Origin of the sequence: Roseburia yibonii, from assembly GCF_014297335.1 — a bacterium.
In the GTDB taxonomy this organism is placed as follows: domain Bacteria; phylum Bacillota; class Clostridia; order Lachnospirales; family Lachnospiraceae; genus Roseburia_D; species Roseburia_D yibonii.
In genome coordinates this window covers 189,514-211,385 of the sequence record NZ_JACOQH010000003.1, presented here as the reverse complement: position 1 = coordinate 211,385, position 21,872 = coordinate 189,514, and the positions used below count along the sequence as shown (strand labels likewise).

The 21,872-nt window shown below is 47.9% G+C and carries 20 protein-coding genes and 1 pseudogene; 18 read left to right on the top strand and 3 right to left on the bottom strand.

Translation table 11 applies throughout. The features are described from left to right. Positions 1-93 precede the first annotated feature (93 nt). Entirely contained in the window at positions 94-846 is a 753-nt protein-coding gene (locus tag H8Z76_RS05905; RefSeq protein WP_186981935.1) for a transposase family protein, read from the bottom strand. Positions 847-1,022: 176 nt separating this feature from the next. Here H8Z76_RS05905 and H8Z76_RS05900 point away from each other — a divergent pair, with 176 nt between their 5' ends. The 8 genes from H8Z76_RS05900 to H8Z76_RS05865 all read left to right on the top strand — a co-directional run bounded on the left by H8Z76_RS05900 (position 1,023) and on the right by H8Z76_RS05865 (position 9,458). Then, entirely contained in the window at positions 1,023-1,652 is a 630-nt protein-coding gene (locus tag H8Z76_RS05900; RefSeq protein ID WP_186981934.1) for a GDSL-type esterase/lipase family protein, read from the top strand. 21 nt (positions 1,653-1,673) lie between these two features. Next, a complete protein-coding gene (locus H8Z76_RS05895; protein WP_186981933.1) occupies positions 1,674-2,069 on the top strand; it encodes a hypothetical protein in 396 nt (131 codons plus the stop codon). Between the two features lie 201 nt (positions 2,070-2,270). Then, positions 2,271-2,876 carry an MptD family putative ECF transporter S component gene (locus tag H8Z76_RS05890; protein ID WP_186981932.1) on the top strand — a complete coding sequence of 202 codons (606 nt, stop codon included), beginning with the start codon at positions 2,271-2,273 and terminating at the stop codon, positions 2,874-2,876. Positions 2,877-2,879: 3 nt separating this feature from the next. After that, positions 2,880-3,557: an energy-coupling factor transporter transmembrane component T gene (locus H8Z76_RS05885; RefSeq protein WP_186981931.1), complete on the top strand. Its 678-nt coding sequence runs from the start codon at positions 2,880-2,882 to the stop codon at positions 3,555-3,557. 13 nt (positions 3,558-3,570) lie between these two features. Further along, positions 3,571-4,971, top strand: coding sequence for an ABC transporter ATP-binding protein (locus H8Z76_RS05880; RefSeq protein WP_186981930.1), 1,401 nt, complete (start codon positions 3,571-3,573; stop codon positions 4,969-4,971). Then, a complete protein-coding gene (locus H8Z76_RS05875; protein WP_186981929.1) occupies positions 4,968-5,918 on the top strand; it encodes a helix-turn-helix domain-containing protein in 951 nt (316 codons plus the stop codon). The genes H8Z76_RS05880 and H8Z76_RS05875 overlap by 4 nt, the downstream gene beginning before the upstream one ends. A 14-nt stretch (positions 5,919-5,932) precedes the next feature. Beyond that, positions 5,933-7,717 carry an ABC transporter ATP-binding protein gene (locus H8Z76_RS05870; protein WP_186981928.1) on the top strand — a complete coding sequence of 595 codons (1,785 nt, stop codon included), beginning with the start codon at positions 5,933-5,935 and terminating at the stop codon, positions 7,715-7,717. Continuing rightward, on the top strand, positions 7,710-9,458 hold the full coding sequence (locus H8Z76_RS05865) for an ABC transporter ATP-binding protein (protein WP_186981927.1): 1,749 nt from the start codon (positions 7,710-7,712) through the stop codon (positions 9,456-9,458). The genes H8Z76_RS05870 and H8Z76_RS05865 overlap by 8 nt, the downstream gene beginning before the upstream one ends. A 95-nt stretch (positions 9,459-9,553) precedes the next feature. Here the strand turns inward: H8Z76_RS05865 and H8Z76_RS05860 are convergent, their stop codons facing one another. After that, positions 9,554-10,786, bottom strand: a complete 1,233-nt coding sequence (locus H8Z76_RS05860; RefSeq protein ID WP_022516127.1) for a galactokinase — start codon at positions 10,784-10,786, stop codon at positions 9,554-9,556. A 179-nt stretch (positions 10,787-10,965) separates the two neighbouring features. Here H8Z76_RS05860 and H8Z76_RS05855 point away from each other — a divergent pair, with 179 nt between their 5' ends. Beyond that, positions 10,966-11,844 carry an AraC family transcriptional regulator gene (locus H8Z76_RS05855; protein WP_147618421.1) on the top strand — a complete coding sequence of 293 codons (879 nt, stop codon included), beginning with the start codon at positions 10,966-10,968 and terminating at the stop codon, positions 11,842-11,844. 153 nt (positions 11,845-11,997) lie between these two features. Then, positions 11,998-13,809, top strand: a complete 1,812-nt coding sequence (locus H8Z76_RS05850) for a beta-L-arabinofuranosidase domain-containing protein (protein ID WP_243240445.1) — start codon at positions 11,998-12,000, stop codon at positions 13,807-13,809. 4 nt (positions 13,810-13,813) lie between these two features. Here the strand turns inward: H8Z76_RS05850 and H8Z76_RS05845 are convergent, their stop codons facing one another. Continuing rightward, positions 13,814-14,662 carry a helix-turn-helix transcriptional regulator gene (locus tag H8Z76_RS05845; RefSeq protein ID WP_022516130.1) on the bottom strand — a complete coding sequence of 283 codons (849 nt, stop codon included), beginning with the start codon at positions 14,660-14,662 and terminating at the stop codon, positions 13,814-13,816. A gap of 219 nt (positions 14,663-14,881) precedes the next feature. Here H8Z76_RS05845 and H8Z76_RS05840 point away from each other — a divergent pair, with 219 nt between their 5' ends. From H8Z76_RS05840 to H8Z76_RS05805, 8 genes and pseudogenes are all read left to right on the top strand, one after another. Beyond that, on the top strand, positions 14,882-15,202 hold the full coding sequence (locus H8Z76_RS05840) for a rhodanese-like domain-containing protein (protein ID WP_022516131.1): 321 nt from the start codon (positions 14,882-14,884) through the stop codon (positions 15,200-15,202). Between the two features lie 40 nt (positions 15,203-15,242). Next, positions 15,243-15,449: pseudogene (locus H8Z76_RS05835) on the top strand (flavodoxin); the annotation flags it as partial. Positions 15,450-15,777: 328 nt separating this feature from the next. After that, positions 15,778-16,572 (top strand): SDR family oxidoreductase UcpA, encoded by a 795-nt coding sequence (gene ucpA, locus H8Z76_RS05830; protein WP_186981926.1) that lies wholly within the window; start codon positions 15,778-15,780, stop codon positions 16,570-16,572. 33 nt (positions 16,573-16,605) lie between these two features. Next, entirely contained in the window at positions 16,606-17,667 is a 1,062-nt protein-coding gene (locus H8Z76_RS05825) for a response regulator transcription factor (RefSeq protein ID WP_022516134.1), read from the top strand. A 25-nt stretch (positions 17,668-17,692) separates the two neighbouring features. Next, complete coding sequence (locus H8Z76_RS05820) at positions 17,693-18,976, top strand: class-III pyridoxal-phosphate-dependent aminotransferase (RefSeq protein WP_022516135.1); 1,284 nt, start codon at positions 17,693-17,695, stop codon at positions 18,974-18,976. Between the two features lie 11 nt (positions 18,977-18,987). Further along, positions 18,988-19,983 (top strand): phosphotransferase enzyme family protein, encoded by a 996-nt coding sequence (locus H8Z76_RS05815; protein ID WP_147618413.1) that lies wholly within the window; start codon positions 18,988-18,990, stop codon positions 19,981-19,983. A gap of 32 nt (positions 19,984-20,015) precedes the next feature. After that, complete coding sequence (locus H8Z76_RS05810) at positions 20,016-21,437, top strand: APC family permease (RefSeq protein WP_022516137.1); 1,422 nt, start codon at positions 20,016-20,018, stop codon at positions 21,435-21,437. Positions 21,438-21,456: 19 nt separating this feature from the next. Further along, on the top strand, positions 21,457-21,798 hold the full coding sequence (locus H8Z76_RS05805) for a P-II family nitrogen regulator (protein WP_186982010.1): 342 nt from the start codon (positions 21,457-21,459) through the stop codon (positions 21,796-21,798). Positions 21,799-21,872: the final 74 nt, after the last annotated feature.

The following is a 21,872-nucleotide window of genomic DNA, read 5'->3' as shown; positions in this document are numbered from 1 at the left end:
TTTATTTCATTTTTCTTCAGGTAATAATATTCATAAAGCTGCTTTATGAAATCTGCTATCTGTTCCATCAGGTAATGATTCTTTTGTGCCTGTTCATTCCAACTGCATGCATGCTCTATATTCCCCTGCCAATGCTTCTGTCGGTTGAATCCCTGATTTTCTATTTTCCATCTGTTCCTTCCTGCTTTCACAATCCTGTTTTATTTTTTCTTCGCTCTGATTGATATACTCCTCCGAATTTTCAATTGGCTCTGATGCTATGCTGCATACAAAGCTGCTTCCAAAATATATTTTTGCCTCGAGCACACTTCTATGATACTTCATAAATTCATCTGCTTCCCCTCGGTTATAGCATCGGCTCAGATAATAATCATTCTTTTTCTGATATCCTTCATCTAGTTCTGTAGCATCCATGATGACTTGCCACTTTTTCAACACTCTGGCATCATTAAATGATTTTCTGCGGATCATGGAATAGGCAATATCTTTCTGTATTTTTTCCAACTCCAACGAATCCAGCCTCTCCAAAAATTCATTTTCCGTAACGCCATGGGGAAGATACTCTTTTCTGGATTCTCTCATGAAAGAATATAGATTCCCCACAACTTTTTCATCGTTAAACTGCCGTGTCATTTCCTGCATGCTTGAAATTCCGCCTATGCATTTATAATACAAAGTTCCAAGCATAGTCTTTACAGAATAGTCGATATAATTTTGGTTTCGAGGGTTCTTTACTTCACTAAATTTTTTAAATAATTCAGGGTAATATTTATTTTGAATCTTATTGCATTCAACAATCGGATTCTTTTCCTGTTTTCTCTTGGCTCTTTCCTGTTCTCTGCTCATTTTTCTTCCTTTGCGATAAAGTTTTTCTTTTATTTTACCTTATCGCAAAGAAATCAGCTTAAATTTTAGTATTATTAGTGAGAATTATTTTTACCTTTCAATGCTGGAATCTGAAAAAGGAAGTTGACTTTTCGGTGAGGATAAATTTATGATAGTAACAGAAAGGGGTTTTTTATATGACCAAGGAAGAAAAAGTAGAAAGATTTCAGGAGAAAAACAAACAGGCACAGCCGGGGCAGATCGTATGCGCGGGATCTTCGCTGATGGAGATGTTTCCGGTCGAGAAATTTGTAAAAGAGGAGTACCCGGATCTTTTGATCTATAACCGGGGGATTGGCGGTTTTATTACGGATGAACTCTTGGAACATCTGGACGTATGTATTCTGGATTTGAAACCGGTGAGACTTTTTATCAATATCGGGACGAATGATCTGAGTGATCCGGGGGTTACGATCGGACACCTGATGGATCATTATGATAAAGTACTAAGCATCGTGGAGGAAAAGCTGCCGGGGATAGAGATCTATCTGATGGCATATTATCCGGTGAATTATGAGGCTGCCACGGAGGAGATGAAGCCCTGCCTTAAAATCCGAACGAATGACAGGATCCGCAAAGCCAATGCGGCAGTAAAGGAACTGGCAAAGAAGCATCATGCGCGGTATATCGACATCAACGATCCGTTAAAGGACGCCGGGGGCAATTTGCGGGCGGAATATACAATAGAGGGAATGCATATCAAGGAAGAAGGGTATCGCGCCATTTTTCCTGCCTTTATGAAATATGTTTTAGAACCACGCTGGTAACAGAGGAAAAGGAGAAAACCGATGAAGACAGAAAAAGAAGACTTAACGGGACAAATGAATCTTTTTGAGATGCTTTCCGGGGACACCGATCAGACGGAACAGCCGGGACAGGATGAGACCCCGGAGGAAGAAAAAGAGCCGGAGACCGGAGATTTTTACCCGATCCACCGGAAAGCGGATGAGATGCATGTCGTGATGCACAAGATCTTTGAGGATATGCTGGAGAAAGAAAAGATCGTGGTGGCCTATATTGACTACAACGTGATCTATTATAAGGAAAAGGAAAAAGAGCCGCAGCTGATGCAGTATAAGGGCGCAAAGCTTGCGGTAGACCGCTATATGGAGATCGTGGAACGGCTGCGTGAGGATGAGATGTTGATCGAGGACGAGGGAGAACTGGTTCTTTGTGATGTGTAGATGAAAGACTCTGTGTGGGGAAAAGACTTTGACTGTCAGTGAGAATGATAGCCAAAGTCTTTTTTTTGTAATGGCAACGAGGAAAATGAAATGTCCAAACGGAACAAAAAGGGCGAAATGGGACAGACAAAAGCGTTTTGGTATGCTATGCTGTTAAAAGTTAGTACTGACTAATTTCTTTTACATAAGGAGGACATGAAAATGTCAACGCAAAAAAATGGAAAATTATTGCAGGGCAAGGATCTGATCTCAATCGGAATTTTTTCTGCGATCTATTTTGTACTTAATTTTATCTGCATGCTGCTCAGCGGACTGCATCCGGTCATCTGGATCTTAATGCCGGCGCTGATCGCACTGGTCACGGGAAACCCGTTTCTTTTAATGTGCGCAAAGGTACAGAAATTTGGCGCAGTGCTTTTGATGGGCATGGTGACCGGACTTTTGTATTTTGTGACCGGTCAGTTTACGGTTATTTTACTTGGCACCTTTTTAGCGGCGTGCCTGCTTGGAGAACTGATCCGTTTTCTTGGCGGATATAAGAGCTTTCTCTGGAACGCGGCGGCGTTTGCAGCATTTTCACTTGGAATGACAGGTTCCCCGCTTCCGATCTGGATCATGCGGGAGAGCTTTTTAACACAGATCAGCGAACAGGGAATGGCGGAGTCTTACGTTTCCACACTGCGGGCGCTCTCCTCACAGGGAATGCTGGTTGTGATGATCGTGGCGCCGGTGATCGCGGCGTTTGTGGGCGCGTGGATCGCAAACGGTATGTTCCACAAACATTTTAAGAAAGCGGGTATGGTTTGATCCATGGAGAAAAAAAGACGAGAGGGATTAAGGCTTGATCCGCGCGCCGGGCTGTTACTGCTGGCGCTTGCGAATGTCATCATGCTTGTGCAGGACGATCCTGCGATACAGATCGCATGGATCGGCTGCCTGACCGTGCTGTATCTGCTCTGTGGCAGGATAAAAAGCGGCTTTCAGTGGCTTTTTGTGTATCTGATGCTTTATGCGTTTCAGTGGATGGTGCTTCCGGCGGCGCCGAGAGTGGTCATTTCCTGCTTTTCGATTTTTATAAACTACGCAAGGCGGATGTACCCGTGTATGATGATCGGATGGCTGATCCTAAAGACGGTTTCCCTGCGCGAGTTTATCGTGGCGCTCCGCGCGCTTTACATTCCACAGACAGTCATTATACCGATTTCCGTGACACTGCGGTATTTCCCTGCGATCCGCGAGGAAAGCGGGTATATCCGGGATGCCATGAAATTAAAAAATCTGCATGGAGGCGAAAAAGTGGAAGCCTTTGTTGTGCCGCTTATGATGTCGGCGGTCAATACGGCGGAAGAGCTTGCGGCTGCGGCAGTGACGAGGGGCATCGAAAGTCCGGTAAAAAAGACGAGTACCGTCCAATTACATATCGGAGTGATGGACTGCATCTGCATTTTGGTGGCAGCGGGATTTTTGGTGGCAGCGCTTGCTGTCTGAGAGGAGGAAACGTATGATTACGATCGATCAGGTATCTTTTGCTTATGCGGAGGGAAAAAATTCACTGCGTGACGTAAGTTTGACGATCCATCCGGGAGAGTGCGTGCTTCTCTGCGGGGAAAGCGGCTGCGGCAAAACAACGGTCACCAAACTGATCAATGGGCTGATCCCGCATTTTACCGCGGACGGACAATTACAGGGCGACGTCACGGTTGCGGGTATGCCGGTGCGCGATACCGCGGTCTATGAACTGGCAAAAGAAGTCGGTTCGGTATTTCAGAATCCGAAAAGCCAGTTCTTCCATCTGGATACGGACAGTGAGCTGGAATTTGGACTGGAAAATGAAGGCGTCCCGCCGGAACAGATCAAATCCCGCGTCGAGACGACCGTCCGGCAGTTAAAAATAAAAAAGCTGATGCACCGGAATATTTTTTCGCTTTCGGGCGGAGAAAAGCAGCTTTTGGCGTTCGCAAGCGTGTATGCCATGAATCCGCAGATCTATACCTTAGATGAACCAACGGCAAATCTGGATGAAGAGGCGATTGAAAAACTGAGAAAGCAGCTGATCCGTCTGAAAGAAGAGGGAAAAACGGTTGTGATCGCAGAGCACCGGCTGTACTTTCTGGCGGATCTTGTGGATCGCGCGGTCTATATCCGGGATGGAAGGATTGAAAAAAGCTTTTCAAAGGCAGAATTTCTTGCCATGGAGGAAACGGAGCGGATCCGGCTGGGACTTAGAAAATTAAAAAGGACCACGTTAGATCTGGAAAAAGCCCGTGCCTATGAGGCGGGAAAAGGGCTCGGGATCTGCGGACTTGGTTGTGGCTACAAGGGTGAGCCGGATGTGATAAAGGATCTCTCGTTTACCGCGTATCCGGGTGAGGTGCTTGGGATCTCCGGGCACAACGGTGTCGGAAAGACAACACTGATCCGCTGTCTGTGCGGACTGATCCGGGAACAGAAAGGAAGTATCTCCCTGGAAGGGGATGTGTTAAAACGAAAGCAGAGACAGAAAAACTGCTTTTTAGTCATGCAGGATGTAAATCATCAGCTTTTTTCGGACAGTGTTTTTGGCGAGTGCGAACAGGCGGGAGCGTCGGATGAAGCAGGGATAAGAGAAGCGCTTGCGCAGTTTGATCTCGGTGATTACGAAGAAACGCATCCGATGGCATTGTCCGGCGGGCAGAAACAGCGACTTGCGGTGGCAACAGCGGTGCTTTCCGGAAAAAAGGTACTGATCTTTGACGAGCCGACGAGCGGACTGGACTACCGCCATATGAAGGAAGTCTGCGAGATGGTGCGAAATCTCGCGAAAGCGGGAAAGATCGTGCTTGTGGTGTCACATGACAGGGAATTCATGCAGGACGCGTGTGACAGGATATTGATGCTTGGAGAAAAGGAGGAAGAGGCATGAAAGAAGAAGGGTTCGGGCAGGCAAGAGGCATTCTGCTGGCGAAAAGCGACGGATGCAGTGTGTATCAGTTCCGCAACGAGACCGGTGACGGCACGATGACCTGCTATGAAGTGTTTCCGGGCGCGATGTTGAGCTTCAATGATTTTCATGTGAAATATTTTGATTCCGAATATGTGCCGGGCAGAAATATGTTTGTCATTGACCATTGCAGAGAGGGAAAAATGGAATATCTGGCAGTGGAAAATGCCTACGCCTATGTCGGAGCCGGGGACATTAAGATGGACCGCAGGCTCACGCATACCGGGCGTTTTGTATTCCCGTCGAGCCATTATCACGGGCTGACGATCGGCTTTGATATGGAGATCGCGGCGGCGGCGCTCGCGGAGGAAGTGAAGGATTTCCCGGTCGATCTCATAAAGCTGCAGGAGAAGTACTGTCCGGGGCGTTATCCGAATCTGATACACGAAAAAGGTGCCGCAGAGCATATTTTCGGGGAACTGTATCAGGTGCCGGAAAAGATCAGGATCCCTTATTTTAAGATCAAGATCATGGAGCTTCTGCTGTATCTGGACGCACTGGAACTGCCGAAGGAACAGGAAGAAAGACCCTATTACTATAAAACACAGGTAGAAAAGGTAAAAGCGATCCAGGCGTTTTTGGCGGAGCATATGGCGGAAAATTATACGCAGGAGGATCTCTCGGTGCGGTTTGAGATTCCGCTGACCGGAATGAAAAACTGCTTTAAATCCGTGTATGGGATGTCGATCGGCGCCTGGCTTACCGATTACCGCATGAACCGCGCGGCAGAATTTCTGCGGGCGGATCGTGAAAAGAGTGTTGCGGAGATCGCGGGACTGGTGGGCTATGACAGCGCCAGCAAATTCGCGATCGCGTTTCGGAAAATTATGGGAATGTCGCCGGTGGAATACCGCAGCGCCATTCGTTAGGAGGATAGGATATTATGAAAGAGAAGAAAGAGGGCTGGATGCGTACCCTGCTCGGGTATGCGGGCGGATATCGGAAGAAATTCGAACTCTCTATCGTTCTGTCGGTGATCAGCATCACGGCGGGACTGGTTCCGTTTTTCTGTATGTATCAGGTCATATGTAAATTTGTGGATGGAACCGTGACATCCGGGGCAATCCTTGGATGGTGCGGTGCGGCACTTTTTGCGTACTGCGTGAAAGTGTTATGTTTTGCCGGTTCCACGGCAGCGTCCCATCAGGTGGCATATCATGTACTTGAGGGACTCAGACTCAGAATGGCGGATCGCTTTTTACACGCGCCGCTCGGCGAAGTGCAGGCACATTCCATCGGTGAGATTAAAAACATCATGGTGGATAAGATCGAAGGGATCGAGCCACCGCTTGCGCATGTGGTTCCGGAAGGCGTGGGACATATCGTACTGCCGGTTGTGAGCATCCTTGCGCTTGCACTGATCGACTGGCGGATCGCGCTTGCGTCGCTTGTGACATTTCCGGCGGCGTTTGTGTGCATGGCACTGACCTTCAAGATCAGTGGAAAGAACTTTGATACCTATAACAATTCCAACACCTACATGAACAGCATGATCGTGGAGTATATTGAAGGAATTGAAGTAATAAAAGCGTTTGGACGCGCGGGTGTTTCCTATGAAAAATACGCGAAGGCGATCACGGATTACCGCACATTCGTCATCAAGTGGCTGTCCTCGACCTGGGTGACCATGAAACTTGCATTTGCGCTGTTCCCGGCGACGCTGATCGGAACGCTTCCGGTCAGCCTGGCACTGGCATCCGCAGGAACGATCACAGCATCACAGGCGGCACTCGCAGTCATGCTCTCCATTTCGATGGTGGGTTCTCTCGCAAAGCTGGAAGTGTTCGCGAATGAAACAAAGCAGATGCAGATGACGGTCGAAGAACTGGATTCCCTGCTTACGATGAAGAGCCTTCTGGAGCCGGAGAAACGCGCCAATATAACGAGCACGGATGTGGAATTAAAACAGGTGCGCTTCTCTTACAGCGGAAACACGGAGGAGGAAGTACTGCACGGCATCGACTTAAAGTTTCCGCAGGGCAGTTTCACGGCACTGGTCGGTCCGTCCGGCGGAGGAAAGTCAACGGTTGCAAAGCTGATCGCGCGGTTTTTCGATGTGACCGAAGGAAGCATTACGATCGGCGGAGTCAATATCAAGGATATGCCGCTCTCCCAGATCTCGGAAAATGTAAGCTTTGTTGCGCAGGACAACTTTTTGTTCCGCTGCTCCCTGCTTGAAAATATCCGCCTTGGCAATCCGAAAGCTACGGATGAGGAGGTAAAGGCGGCGGCAAGAGCGGCGCAGTGCGAGGAATTTATCTTAAAACTGCCGCAGGGCTATGATACCCCGGCGGGGGAGGCGGGAAAACGGCTGTCCGGCGGAGAAAAACAGAGGATCGCCATTGCCCGTATGATGTTAAAGAACGCGCCGATCGTTATCTTAGATGAAGCGACGGCATTTACCGATCCGGAGAATGAGGATAAGATCCAGCAGAGTATCGCGGCACTGACCAAGGGGAAGACGCTTCTTGTCATTGCGCACCGTCTCTCAACGATAAAGCAGGCGGACAATATCGTAGTCTTAAAGAATGGTGCGATTGTTGCGCACGGAACGCAGGAAGAGCTGCTTGAAAACTGCCCGCTCTATCAGGATATGTGGAAAGCGCATATCGGAGCAAAGGAATGGGCGGTATCGTCAGCCGGAAAGGAGGAAAAGGCATATGTTTAAGACAATAGGACGCATCATCAACTGGTGCGGGGAATTTAAAGGAAAGCTTTACATCGGGTTTATCTTTTCTTTCCTTTCCAATATTTTCGCGGCAATGCCTGTCATGGTCGCCGCGTATACGGTGGGAATGCTGATGGAGGCGGAAAAAGGAAGCGGCACGTTTGACCGCAAATGGATCGGATACAGTATCTTGATCATTTTAGGACTGGTTTTCTTCCGTTTCCTGTTTGATTACCTGCGGGCAAAATTTCAGGAAGCGATCGGTTATGAGCTGATAGCAAGAGACCGGCTTGCGGTCGGAGATGCCTTAAAGCGTGTATCCCTCGGATACTTTCAGCAGATGAACACCGGAAATATCTTAAGCTCGATCACAACAGGGCTCGGAACGCTGGAAACCATGGGAATCCGTATGATCAACAGCTTTATCGGCGGCTATCTGAATTTCCTTGTTGTATTTCTCTGCCTTTGCGTATTCAGTCCGGTTACCGCACTGATCGCGCTTGCGGCAGCAGCCGTATCCTTTGTTTTTTTGCTTGTGATCTCCTGGTACAGCACGAAAAACGCGCCGGTGGAGGCAAAGGCGAACCGCGATATGACAGGATCGATCCTGGAATACGCAAGAGGACTTTCGGTCGTAAAATCCTTCGGACAGAGCGGAGCGTCCATGCAGGCGCTTTCCGATGCGGTCGGTGACAGCAGACGGATCCACTTAAAGATCGAGTGGGGATTTATCCCGTCGAACAGCCTGCACCTTCTGGCATTGAAATGTGGTTCGGTCGGGCTTGCGCTGGCATCCTTTTTCATGACACTGAACGGACAGATGGATTTTTCTATGATGCTCATCTTTGTATTCTTTTCATTTGAGATCTTTGCGAGCGTGGAACCGATCAGCGACAGCGCCCATGTATTAAGTATCATCGAGGACGCGATGGATCAGCTGGATGCCCTGAAAAAAGAAAACTATATTGACAGCGACGGAAAGGACATTCCGTTAAACCATTATGACATTGCATTTGAACATGTAAACTTTGGCTATGACAGCAGAACGATCTTAAAGGATGTAAGCTTTCAGATACCGGAAAAGACTTCGACCGCGATCGTCGGACCGTCGGGTTCCGGAAAAACAACGATCTGCAGCCTGATCGCGCGTTTTTATGACGCAAACGGCGGAAACATCCGTATCGGCGGCCACAATATCAAAGAGCTGACCTGCGACAGTCTGCTCTCCAATATTTCCATGGTGTTCCAGAACGTGTATCTGTTTCATGACACGATACGCGCGAATATCTGTTTCGGAAAACCGGACGCAACGGAAGCGGAGATGATCGAAGCAGCGAAAAAAGCGTGCTGCCATGACTTTATCATGGAATTGCCGGATGGCTATGACACGGTGATCGGAGAGGGCGGCGATACGCTCTCCGGCGGACAGAAACAGCGTATTTCCATTGCGAGAGCCATGTTAAAGGACGCGCCGATCATCATCCTCGATGAGGCAACGGCAAGTATCGATCCGGAAAACGAGCATCTGATCCAGAATGCGGTGACGGAGCTGACAAGAGGAAAGACGATCATTACGATCGCGCACCGGCTTGCCACGATCGAGCAGGCAGATCAGATCCTGGTTGTGGATGACGGGCGGATCGCGGAGAGCGGTACGCATGAGGAACTGATCCGTCAGGACGGAAAATACAAGCAGTTTGTAGAGATCCGAAAGAAAGCGGAAGGCTGGAAGATCAGCTAAAAGAAGTGTAATACAAAAAAGAAGCCGGCACGGGAAAATTCCTGTGCCGGTTTCTTTAGTTATTGTGGCAATGGACATTCGCTGCAATAAGGGGATCAGCCGATATGCGCAGCTCCGATCGCGCGGATATCCATCGGATATACGTTCTCCTTGCCGACATACTGGGCAATGTAGTTTACATAATTTTCCATTTCCGCTTCCGGTACGATCGCTGCGATCACACCGGCAAATCCACCGCCGTGTACGCGGCACATACCGTCGTTGATCTTCTTTAAGAAAAGTTTGGTCAGTGCCAGTGTGCGCGTGATCTTCTGCTCATGGCAGTCCTGCATGGAGTAGCAGTTCTGGAGCAGTTCCCAGGAAGAATTGCCGGATTCGTCCATGAGGCGGAGCACATCGTCGTATTTTTTGTTTCGGATCGCTTCAGCTGCCTGTTCTACACGGGAAGTCTCTTCAAAGAAGTGGATCGCGCGCAGCAGGGCTCTGTCGTCTTCAATCTCGTTGCAGTGAGCGAGGAGATCGTCTAAAGTGGTCTCGTGCAGCAGTTCCTTGCCGAGTATCTTTGCGACTGCCTTCATCTCATCCGGGATCTCGGAATATTCACGGCTTAAGTCCGCATGATTTTTTCCGGTGTTTACGATGACGAGACGATAGCCGAACATTCCAAAGGAGAAATCCAGTTTCTGGTATTTTAAGTCGTTTCGATCCGCAAAATCAAAGAGTACCGGGCCGCCGACCGCGCATGCCATCTGATCCATCATGCCGGAGCTCTTATCCCAGTAAACATTTTCCGCGTACTGTCCGATCTTTGCGTAGTCGGTAAATGTCATTTTTTCATTGTTAAAGAAGTGGTTTACGATCGAGCAGACCAGCATCTCAAAGGAAGCGGAGGAGCTGACACCCGCAGCCGCAATTACGTTGGTGCTCACATAAGCGTCAAAGCCTGCGGTTTTAAAACCGTTTTTCTTTGCGCCTTCCATCATTCCGGCAACTAACGCAGGTGTTCCTGCCGGATAATTCTCACGGGTCAGTTTGGTGAGATCTACAACGATCTCATCGTAGCCTTCACTGGTGATGCGGATGATGTCAGAGTCGTTCGGGCATGCGGCACCGATCGTGTCGAGGTTGATGCTGCCGGCGATTACTTTTCCGCCGTTGTGGTCGGTGTGGTTTCCGATGATCTCGGTTCTTCCCGGGGAAGTAAAGTATTCTGCGTGATCGTGATGATAGATCTTTTCAAAATTGTCTGCGAGGCTCTCAAAACGTGCGCCGCATTTTTCGGTTTCTCCGTAAATCTCTTTTAATTTTGCCTGTTCCGGTAAATTCATATTATCGTCTCCTGTTCTTTTTATTTTTCTTTGATACCGTTTTTCGTTTCTGATCTTATTATAACGCGCAGATGAGAAAATACCTTGATAAATCTGTGATAAATAAGGAAAATATTGCGTTTCTTTGTGAGAATAGTGTATATTAAAGGTAATTTATTGCGTGAAAGGAGAGGAAAACGATGCAGATCGTCACCAACCAGTTTCAAAAGGAACTAAAAAAGCACGGCAGTGACCATTTTCCGTTTCTGGTCAGCTATGAGAAGCTCTCCGGGTACGAGCAGGGGTATTTTATGTGGCACTGGCATCCGGAGATTGAGATCACACTGGTCAGACAGGGAACGATGTGTTACAAGGTGAATGACCGGTGCTACCACTTAAAGACCGGGGATCTTTTGTTTGACAATTCCAATGTCCTTCATGCCGGGAGCATGGAGCAGAAGGAGGACTGCGATTATGTCTCGGTGACGTTTGATCCGAAGCTCATCTATGGATTTTTCCAGAGCACGATCTGTACGCGGTATGTGGAACCGGTGACGCAGGATTTTTCGCTGCCGGCGATCCACATTGATGGTTCGGCAGACTGGCACGGCAGATTCGCGGAGCTGATGCGCGAAGTCATTGCGCTTGATAAGGAGCGGCCGGAATATTATGAACTGGATATCACGATCCGTTTGCAGATGCTCTGGAAACTGCTGTTAGAGCACAGGAGGCCGGGCGAGGGGATCGCTTCCCATAACGCGACCGAGTATGAGCGGATCAAAAAGATCATTTCCTATATCGATCAGAATTATCAGGAACGGATCACGCTAAAGGATATCGCGGATCACATCCATCTGTGTGAGAGTGAGTGTACGAGACTGTTCCGGCGTTATATGAATGTCACGCTCTTTTCCTTTTTACAGGAGTACCGCATCGAGCGGAGTCTCGAATATCTAAACGGCGGGGAGACGATCAGTGACATTGCGGGAAAAGTGGGATTCGCGGATCCGAATTATTACTCCAAGGTGTTTGCGAAGATCAAGGGATGCAGCCCGAGGGAATACCGGAAGCGGCAGTGAAAAAAATGACTGGGGGAATCGGATAACTATACTTATATCAAAGAATTTTCCACCTCATGTCTTCTTTTGTCTACTGACAACGGAAGGCGGGAGGTTTTATAATAACTGCATAAGAAAAATTGTGAAGCATTGATAAGGAAAAGGATGGGATATATGATGTTACAGGCAATGGAAACTGGAAAAGTACACCTGCTGCCGGGGCTTTTCGCGGAGCGGGCAGAGGTAAACAGAGCGTATTTAATGGAACTGGAAAATCAGGGGCTTTTGCAGAATTTTTATCTGGAGGCAGGCATCATCATGCCGGGACTGCAGGTGGTGGAAGACCCGGAGACGGCGCTGCTGCACTGGGGCTGGGAAGCGCCGACCTGCCAGCTTCGCGGGCATTTTTTAGGACACTGGATGTCGGCGGCGGCAAAGCTTGTTGCGGCGACAGGGGATGTGGAATTAAAAGCAAAGCTCATAAAGATCGTGGATGAACTGGAAAAATGCCAGAAATTAAACGGCGGACAGTGGATCGGACCGATCCCGGAAAAATATTTCAAGAAGCTGGAGAGAGAAGAATACATCTGGTCGCCGCAGTATGTGATGCATAAGACATTGCTCGGACTGATGCATGCGTATCAGTACGCCGGGATCGAGCAGTCACTTGCGATCTTGGACGGGATCAGCGACTGGTATGTGGACTGGGTAAAGGATATGGAAGTAAAAAATCCGCACGCGGTGTACAGCGGCGAGGAAGGCGGCATGTTGGAGGTATGGGCGACGCTTTACGAACTGACCGGTGAGGAGAAATATCTTGCTCTGGCAAAAGCGTACGATCATCCGTCCATTTTCCGCAAGCTGGAAGAAGGAAAGGACGCGCTGACAAACTGCCATGCAAACGCCAGCATCCCGTGGGCGCATGGCGCGGCAAAAATGTATGAGATCACCGGGGATGACCGATGGAAAAAGTTGGCAGAGGATTTCTTCCGATTTGCGGTGACGGAGCGTGGAACCTACTGCACCGGCGGACAGAACGCGGGTGAATTCTGGGTGCCGCCAAAGATGCAGGGACATTTCCTGGGTGACCGCAATCAGGAATTCTGCACGGTCTACAATATGGTGCGTCTGGCGGACTATCTGTATCGTTTTACCGGAAAGGCAGAGTACGCCGATTATATCGAAAAAAATCTCTATAACGGATTTTTGGCGCAGCAGAACAAACATACCGGACTGCCGACGTATTTTCTGCCGCTTCGTGCCGGAGCGAAAAAGAAATGGGGAACAAAGACCAGGGATTTCTGGTGCTGCTACGGAACGATGGTGCAGGCACAGACGCTGTACCCGGAACTCTGCTGTTTTTCGGAGGAGGAGAAAGACCGGCTTGTGATCGGTCAGTATATTCCGTCCGAAGTGACCTGGGGAGAAGGGGAAAAACGCGTTACAGTCTCGCAGAGTGTGGATATGAAATCCTACAACGCGCAGGCATTTTTCGATGAAAAAGACGAGAGCCAGATGTCAAGATGGCTGCTCAAATTCACGGTGAAGGCGAACAGGCATTTTACACTGTCCTTACGCGTGCCGCGGTGGGTAAAGAGCGCACCGGAGGTGACGATAAACGGACAAAAACCGGAATCCGTGGAAATTACAGAGGGGTATCTGAATCTGGAGCGTGACTGGGCGGAGGATGAGATCACGGTCTATTTCCCGGCGGGACTTACGCTTGAAAATCTCCCGGATGCGCCGGAACTCGCGGCAGTGCTGGAAGGGCCGATCGTTCTGGCTTCACTGAGCGATGCCGACCGCGGACTTAAAATTACTGGAAAACCGGAGGATGCGATACAGCCGAGATATGAGCACACCTATGATGTATTCCCGTGGCAGCAGAGCACCTATCAGACGGTGGGACAGGCACAGAATGAAAAGCTGGTACCGCTCTATGATGTGACGGATGAATCGTATACGGTATACCACACGATATCGTAGCGCATTACCGGTAACGCCTGCGGTAATCCGTGGGCGTACACTGTTCAAACTTTTTAAAAACTTTCATAAAGTATTTTTCATCAGGGAAACCGCAGGAATATGCGGTTTCTTTTATGCTGAGGTCATAGTTGGAAAGCAGCTTTTTGGACGCCTCGATGCGCAGACGATTGGTATAGGAGACCAGAGAGAGCCCCATGTGCCGTTTAAATAGGGAGGAAAGATAATCAGCCTGATAACCGACGGCATCTGCCAGTTCTTCCACGAAAAAAGAGCGGCGGTAATTGGCGTGGATCCAGTCGCAGGCGGCAGGGATGACGGCGGGAATACCGGAAGAATTCTTTTTGTCTGAACTCTGCGGAGTGGAGGACAGTTCCATGAGCAGCAGGCTTGTGGTGTAGTCGAGCATGCGCGGCGCGTTTTTACATTCGTCCAGTGACAGATCGGTCAGGCGGCGAAAGAGCGAGAGGATCCTGCCCGGAGACACCAGCTTTCCGTATTCCGGGAAAAAGTAGGCGGAGTCCTGGCAGGAAAAAGTGTCAGCAACGGCACGAAACGGCGGAGCCGCGAAAAAATGCACCCAGAAATAGGAAAGGCTGCCGGTGGAAGCCCGGTGTCCGAAATGTTCTTCGCCCTCATGGAGAAAAATATAGTGATTTGGCGGTACGGTATACGGAATACCGTTTGCGGTAAGGTACAAGGTTCCCTCGGTGACAAGGATCAGCACGTTGATCGAAAGCGTGCGGCGCTGATGCAAAAAGCCGTCTCTGCTGATCAGCTGTCCGCATACATCACAGGAGAGCGGACGGTCTGTCGTTGAAGAAAAATACCGGATCGTGTGATCTGTCATTGCCATAAGAACCTCCCTAACCGCTTTGTTTTGAATCATCATATCACGGCAGGGATCGGATTTCAAGGAAGCGAAACAGCCCGGAGCCGACGAGGACGAGCAGGATGATCGCGGTGAAAAATAAAAAATGCAAAGCTGCGGGCGAAAATGTGAGAAACAGTTGAAGAAAATGCCCGAAACATAGTATAATATCTGTTTAGAAACAAACAGGAAAGAGGAAGATGGATGAGCATTTTTAAAAAGAAACTGACGGTAAATGAAGCCATAAACAAGGCGCATACATCACAAAACGCACTTTTGATCGACTGCAGGATCAAGGAGGAATACAGCCACGGACATGTTGCCGGAGCGATCAACATTCCGCTTGAGAAGATGACCGCAGACCGCGTGCTGCGAAGAATTCCGGATAAGGAAAAAGAGCTGTATATCATCGGAAGTTACAGCTATAAGCCGCAGAACGCAGTGAGAACCTTAAAAAAGATGGGTTACAAGCGTGCGGTATTTGGCGGATATATGGAAGAACATTACGGGGTACTGAAAAAGTAAAAAAGCGGGAGAGAGTCAGGATAAGAAAGAGATTATAAAAATGGGAAAAACATTAGTAGCATATTTCAGTGCAAGCGGAGTGACCGCAAAGGTTGCGGAAAAAGTGGCAAAGGCGGCAGAAGCGGATCTTTTTGAGATCAGGCCGGAAGTGCCTTACACCAAGGCAGACTTAAACTGGATGGACAAGCAGGCAAGAAGTACGGTAGAGATGAATGATCCGGCTTCCAGACCAAAGACGACCGGAACCGTCGAGAAGCTTGCGCCTTCGGTAGACGCGTCCGCGAAGTTCGTCTCCGAAAAGTTACTGAACCGCGCGACAGAGGCAGACATTGCCGGCTGGTTAAAGACGTGGATGTAGGGGAACGAACCAAAAAATAATCATTGCCAATCTAAAGAAAATATAGGTAAAGCTAAAAATAATATGGCATAACCTAAAAATTTTACCTTTCTTTTTGGCGGAGTATCGTATATGATAATAGCAGAGATGCAAAGAGGCATGAACATTGAAAAATGTGCATGTCTCTTTTTTCTTTTCAGAAAAGAGCGATTGGTTCAGACGAAAAGGAGGGAATGACATGGAAAAATTGGAAGGAAAGGTAGCGGTGATCACCGGCGCGTCCAAAGGCATCGGTGAGGGGATCGCGAAAGTATACGCAAAATATGGCGCCAAATGTGTTCTGGCTGCGCGTGGCCCAAAAGTTTTGGAGCTGGCAGAAGAGTTACGGAAACAGGGGTATGAAGCCATTGGCGTTCAGACAGATGTTTCCGATTTCCAAAGTGTGGAAAAGCTGGTTTGTACCGCGGAAGAAACTTACGGACCGGTGGATATCCTGGTCAATAATGCAGGGATCTGTGTATTGGAAGACTTTTTAAGCGCAGATTCGTTCGAGAACAGGGACAAACATTTTGATATTAATATAAAGGGCGTCTGGAATACGACAAAGGCAGTGCTCCCAAGCATGTTTAAAACGGGTGCTGGGGCGATCGTTATTATGAGTTCTGTGACGGGAGATATGGTTGCGGATCCCGGAGAGGTTGCCTACGCAACATCAAAGGCAGCACTGGTCGGATTTACCAAAGCGATGGCGCGGGAAGTAGCGGACAAAAAAATCCGCGTGAATGCAATCTGTCCCGGATATGTTTTAACACCGTTGGTGGAAGGCATGGCAAAACAGTCAGATCCGGAAGATCCAAAGCGTGCGATCCAGGAGATCGCGGATGCAGTTCCGCTCGGACGTCTGGCGGATCCGACCGAGATCGGAGAACTTGCGGCGTTTCTTGGAAGCAGTGAATCCAGTTATATTACGGGAGCGCAGATCGTAATCGATGGCGGAAGCACGTTACCGGAAACCACATCCATGGGACAGTAAGCCGGAGAAGATCCGGGAAAAGGTGGTGGGACAATGCAGTATGTTGGAATTTACGATAAAAACGGATATGTGGCAGAACAGATCAAAAGCATGAAGTTCTGGTCGGTCAGAAATGATTTTGAACTGACAGAGATCATCCATGATAAAAATGAAATATTTACATATCTGAACAGTCACCGCCCCAATATTTTTCTTCTGGTGGAAGAAAAAAACGAAGGATTCGCGTCAGAGCATTTAAAAGAGATCACCAGCCTGTTTCTTGGGGTGAAGGTCATATGGATCGGACATGAGAAGTCCTACGAGATTGTAAGAAAAATATTTCTTGCGGGAGCGTTTGATTACCTGATACAGCCGGTGGATGAAAAGATGTTAGAGGATTCGCTGATCCGTGTATATGATGTGATCGGGCTTGGATATGTGGTCAATGACCTTCAGATGAAAGTGGATGCCCTCATTGATAATATCTTTTTGGGCGGCGGACAGGAAGAGCTCATCATACAAAATATCATAGACCAGATTTACGAAGACTGGAAACAGGATGCGATCAACTGTCAGCTGATCGCGGATAAAGCGAAAAATCATATCTATGAGATCCTGATCGACCGAAAGCCGTGGCTGGAGAAATTTTTATATCGAAATGACTTTACCTATAAGTTTGGTTTCTCCCTTTTGCGGAAAGAAGAGATCATGAAAGACTGGGTGCGCTGCTTTAAAGAGGCAAGCAAAATGGTCGTGAAATATCAGATGATCGATGACAGGCTGGTTTATCGCATTGGAAAATATGTGGTGGTCCATGTGGATGAAAAACTTTCGCTGGAAAGTGTGGCAAAGGGAGTTTATCTGAATCCGAGCTATGTCAGTCATATTTTCAAAAAAGTGACAGGAATGAGCTTTACCGATTATATGACGGAAGTTAAGGTGGACCGCGCAAAGGTACTTTTAAGAGACAGCAAACTAAAGATTTACGATGTGGCGGCAACGGTTGGATATTCCAATTCAGAGTATTTTGCCAAGACATTCCGGAAAAAAACAGGGTATGCACCGGTCGTTTACCAGAAGATGCTGGCAGAACTATACGACCAGAATGAAAAATAAAAATAGCAGAAAAGGAGATAAGATCATGGGAAAATCAGTTTGTGAAGAAGCATTTAAATTATCAAAAGAAGAAGTATTTGACAAGTCGATGACTTACTGGAACAGCGGAAAGACAAAAGAGTGGCTGGATTTAAAGATCGATCTTCTGATCGGAAAAAGAGAAGGCTATTATTTCTGGGATATGGATGGCAAAAAGCTGATGGATGTCCATATCAATGGAGGAACCTACAGTCTCGGACATAGAAATCCTGAGGTTATCGAGGCACTGAAGGAAGCGACAGATTATGTGGATATCGGAAATCATCACTTCCCGTCACCGCTGAAAGCGATGCTTGCGGAAACGGTGATCAAAGCGTCACCGGAAGGTATGAAACATGTGATCTATGGCTCAAGTGGCGGAGAGATCGTGGATTTCGCTTTGAAATGCGCAAGGGCGGCGACCAAACGGAAAAAGATCGTGTGCATCCAGAATGCGTATCATGGGCATACCGGACTTGCGGTAGCGGCAGGAAATGACCGTTACTCCAAGATCTTTCTGGCGGACAAAGGACCGGATGAGTATATCAAGGTGCCGTTTAATGATGTCGCGGCGATGGAAGAAGCATTAAAAGGCGGGGATGTTGCGGCTGCCATTTTGGAGACGATCCCGGCAACCTACGGTTTCCTGATGCCGGAGGAGGGATATCTCCCGGCGGTCAAGGCATTGTGCGAAAAATACGGAACACTCTACATTGCGGATGAAGTACAGACCGGACTTATGAGAAGCGGTGAGATGTGGGCGATTACCAAATATGGAGTGACACCGGATATTATCGTGACCTCCAAAGGATTTTCCGGCGGCATTTATCCGATCTCCGCAGCAATCCTGAATGAGAAGGCATCTTACTGGATGACACAGGATGGCAGCGCCCACATGGCGACGTTCGGCGGGGCAGAGTTAGGCTGTGCATGCGCGCTCAAGGTATTTGAGATACTGAATCGTCCGGAAACCAAGAAAAATATTGATTTCATTTCGGATTATCTGAGAAAAGGACTGGATAAGATCCGTGAGGAAAACCCGGACATTTTTACCGGTATCCGCCAGTGCGGTACGATCATGGGACTGGAATTTGCGGGAAAAGAAGGCGCAATACCGGTTATGCAGCACTTGTATCAGAACGGAGTATGGGCGATCTATTCGCAGCTTGATCCGCATGTACTGCAGTTTAAGCCTGGAATTCTTGCAAGTAAGGAGTATTGCGATGAACTGCTTGAGAAAATGGAAAAGGGAATCAGGGAAGCAAGGGAAGATATTCTGGCACAGGCATAGGAGGATACGCGATGGCATTTGAAAATACAGAATTATTTGATCAGATCGCAACAGACGCATTGAAAAATTACGGATGGGAAGATACCGATGAATCAAAGTTGATCGTTCTTTCTGAAAATGCGACCTATATGGTGAAAAATAAAGAAACCGGAGAAAAGGACGGCGTGCTCCGCATCAGCCGTCCGGGTTATCACACATTGGAGGAACTGAATTCCGAGATGAAGTGGTTAAACCAGATCAATGAATATACACCGCTTATTGTCGCAAATCCGATCAAAGGATTAAACGGGGAAGACATTCAGGTGGTAAAAGGAAATGACGGAAGAAATTACTACTGCGTGATCTGTGAGTATCTTCCGGGAGATCCGCCGGATGAGAACAATGAAGCGCAGATGGTAAAGCAGTTTTCTTACCTAGGAGAGACGACGGCATATCTTCACCGCCAGACAGAGATCTGGAACGGAACGGCGAAGCTGGATCGGATGGAATGGAACTATGACACGATCATCGGTGATCATGCGGCATGGGGAAGATGGCAGGATTTTCCGGATATGACACCGAAAGCGCAGAGAATGCTGGAAGAAGTTGCGGTCATCATAAAAAAACGTTTGCAGCGATATGGCAAGACAGAAAATAATTACGGACTGATCCATGCGGATCTGCGGCTTGCCAATCTGCTGTTAGAAGGAGATCAGATAAAGGTCATTGATTTTGATGACTGTGGGTTTGGCTGGCATCTGCATGATCTGGCGTCTGCGCTCAGTTTTATGGAAGAAAAGCCGATCGTGCCAAAATTAGTAAATGCATGGCTGGATGGTTATCGTAAAGTACTGCCGTTTACAGATACCGATTTTGAAGAAATAGATACCTTTATCATGCTGCGGCGGCTTCAGCTGACCGCATGGCTGGCAAGTCATAAGGAATCCGGTCCGGTGGCAGAACTCAGTGTTGGCTGGATGGACGGGACGATCGAGCTGGCAGAACGTTATTTGCGGTTGTTTGGGTAGCAGGGGGATAAAACATAAAAGGAGGAATGTTTATGAGTGATGTTGTTATGACAGAAAAGAAAGCGGGCGTATTGTCCAAATCGATGAAACTCGTTTATGTTTACGCAATGGCGACAGGCGCAATTTTCACCTTTATGTGTTACTGGGATGGAATTTTTATGTCTTACACAGGACCGGCGACCTTCCTTGCGTTTGCGCTTATGACGCTTGCAGTTCTGCCTACGGCATTTGTCTATGCAGAGTATTCAACAATGCTGCCAAGTACGGGTTCCTGTCTGGTCTTTAATACGGTAGGCTTAAACAAGCATGCCGGTTTCTGGTCGGCGTGGCTTATCATGTGTGCCTGGATTGCGGTGCCGGCAGCCGGAGTGCTCGGAATCATAGACTGGCTGAATTATCAGTTTCATCTGAATCTGGTAGGAACAAAAGCAGTCATTGTAGGAGCTTTGGTCTTATGCGCATGGTGCGTGCTCAGTATGTATAAAAATGTGGTAGCAGGAAAAGTACAGTCCTTTATGCTGTTTGCCGGAATCGCGGGTATTTTGATCTGCTCCGTCATGTTTTTATGCAGCGGACACTGGAGCATTTCCAATTTCACAGACTTTTTTACCAGCAGTAATATGAAACAGTACGGCGGAAGCTTTGCTTCTACCGGAGTAGCCTGGATCGTCGGCTGTTCCTTTATGATCACACCGTATTTTGGTTTTGAGACAGTGCCGGCGATGGTCGAGGAAGGAGATTTCCCGATCAAAGACCAGAAAAAGGCAATTCTTGGTTCGGTACTTACCTGTGGCGCTATTTATACGATCTTTTATTTCTGTATGGCAGGTGTTATGCCATGGGGCGAAATGACCAACAACGGAGACTGTTCCCCGTTCATCACATTTAATGCGTTAAAGACATGTTTCGGTGATAAAATCGCATGGTTCGTTTTGGTTATGGGTATTGTCGGTGTTGTATTTCCGATCGGAACCTCTGTGCTGGGCTTCTGGTATTCAGGTGTCCGTATGATCTTTGCGATGGGACGTCAGAATTTCCTTCCAAAACAGTTTTCTTATACGAATAAGTACAATCAGCCGATATTGCCAAATATCCTGATACTTCTTGTCAGCATCGGTTTTATCGCAATGCAGTCCATTACCGCATTTTTTGATCTGATGGCATTTGCATGCGCGCTGTGTTATGTGATCACATCCATTTCTTCTCTGGTGGCAGATAAGAAGCATCCGGAGTGGGAAAGACCATATAAATGCGCGAAAGCGTTAAAAATCGCGTCCCTGATCATTATGGCGGTCATCGCGTTCTTCTGTACGATCGGTATCAAACGTACGACATGGATCGGATTTATCGGTTATATCGGTGTAGGCGCACTGCTGTGGTTATACATGATCTTCATCAAATGGCCGAAAGAAAAGGTATGGATGAAGACACCGGATGGTGAAAAAGAATTTTAGAGAGGGGAGTGGATGTATGATGAAAGAGTTAGAGATTATCATAAAGCCGGAAAAGCTGGAAAATTTAAAACGGATTCTGGACAGTGAAGGCGCCGGAGGCGTTATGATCTCCACAATTTTTGGCTACGGCAGACAAAAAGGTGTAAAACAGGTTTATACCAGAGATGACAATATCGGAGTAAATCTGCTTCCGAAATTGAGTGTCCGAACGGTTGTGACGGATGACATGGTAGATGGGATCATAAAGAAGGTGCTTTTGGAGTTAAATACCGGAAGCTTCGGCGACGGAAAGATCTTTGTGAAAGATATTGAAAATGCAGTGAAAATCCGTACCGGTGAGATGGGAGAAGAAGCATTGTAGGAGAGAAGTAAAAAGAAGAAATACCCTTGTTACTGACAAAACAGTAACGAGGGTATTTTTATGTTTAAAAGCGA

Excerpts from the sequence above, each read along its gene's own strand:
- H8Z76_RS05845 (WP_022516130.1), bottom strand. The coding sequence starts at position 14,662 with ATGGCAATGACAGATCACACGATCCGGTATTTTTCTTCAACGACAGAC.
- H8Z76_RS05895 (WP_186981933.1), top strand. The coding sequence starts at position 1,674 with ATGAAGACAGAAAAAGAAGACTTAACGGGACAAATGAATCTTTTTGAG.
- H8Z76_RS05870 (WP_186981928.1), top strand. The coding sequence starts at position 5,933 with ATGAAAGAGAAGAAAGAGGGCTGGATGCGTACCCTGCTCGGGTATGCG.
- H8Z76_RS05810 (WP_022516137.1), top strand. The coding sequence starts at position 20,016 with ATGAGTGATGTTGTTATGACAGAAAAGAAAGCGGGCGTATTGTCCAAA.
- H8Z76_RS05865 (WP_186981927.1), top strand. The coding sequence starts at position 7,710 with ATGTTTAAGACAATAGGACGCATCATCAACTGGTGCGGGGAATTTAAA.
- H8Z76_RS05815 (WP_147618413.1), top strand. The coding sequence starts at position 18,988 with ATGGCATTTGAAAATACAGAATTATTTGATCAGATCGCAACAGACGCA.
- H8Z76_RS05880 (WP_186981930.1), top strand. The coding sequence starts at position 3,571 with ATGATTACGATCGATCAGGTATCTTTTGCTTATGCGGAGGGAAAAAAT.
- H8Z76_RS05885 (WP_186981931.1), top strand. The coding sequence starts at position 2,880 with ATGGAGAAAAAAAGACGAGAGGGATTAAGGCTTGATCCGCGCGCCGGG.
- H8Z76_RS05840 (WP_022516131.1), top strand. The coding sequence starts at position 14,882 with ATGAGCATTTTTAAAAAGAAACTGACGGTAAATGAAGCCATAAACAAG.
- H8Z76_RS05855 (WP_147618421.1), top strand. The coding sequence starts at position 10,966 with ATGCAGATCGTCACCAACCAGTTTCAAAAGGAACTAAAAAAGCACGGC.
- H8Z76_RS05820 (WP_022516135.1), top strand. The coding sequence starts at position 17,693 with ATGGGAAAATCAGTTTGTGAAGAAGCATTTAAATTATCAAAAGAAGAA.
- ucpA (WP_186981926.1), top strand. The coding sequence starts at position 15,778 with ATGGAAAAATTGGAAGGAAAGGTAGCGGTGATCACCGGCGCGTCCAAA.
- H8Z76_RS05860 (WP_022516127.1), bottom strand. The coding sequence starts at position 10,786 with ATGAATTTACCGGAACAGGCAAAATTAAAAGAGATTTACGGAGAAACC.
- H8Z76_RS05825 (WP_022516134.1), top strand. The coding sequence starts at position 16,606 with ATGCAGTATGTTGGAATTTACGATAAAAACGGATATGTGGCAGAACAG.
- H8Z76_RS05890 (WP_186981932.1), top strand. The coding sequence starts at position 2,271 with ATGTCAACGCAAAAAAATGGAAAATTATTGCAGGGCAAGGATCTGATC.
- H8Z76_RS05805 (WP_186982010.1), top strand. The coding sequence starts at position 21,457 with ATGAAAGAGTTAGAGATTATCATAAAGCCGGAAAAGCTGGAAAATTTA.
- H8Z76_RS05850 (WP_243240445.1), top strand. The coding sequence starts at position 11,998 with ATGATGTTACAGGCAATGGAAACTGGAAAAGTACACCTGCTGCCGGGG.
- H8Z76_RS05905 (WP_186981935.1), bottom strand. The coding sequence starts at position 846 with ATGAGCAGAGAACAGGAAAGAGCCAAGAGAAAACAGGAAAAGAATCCG.
- H8Z76_RS05875 (WP_186981929.1), top strand. The coding sequence starts at position 4,968 with ATGAAAGAAGAAGGGTTCGGGCAGGCAAGAGGCATTCTGCTGGCGAAA.
- H8Z76_RS05900 (WP_186981934.1), top strand. The coding sequence starts at position 1,023 with ATGACCAAGGAAGAAAAAGTAGAAAGATTTCAGGAGAAAAACAAACAG.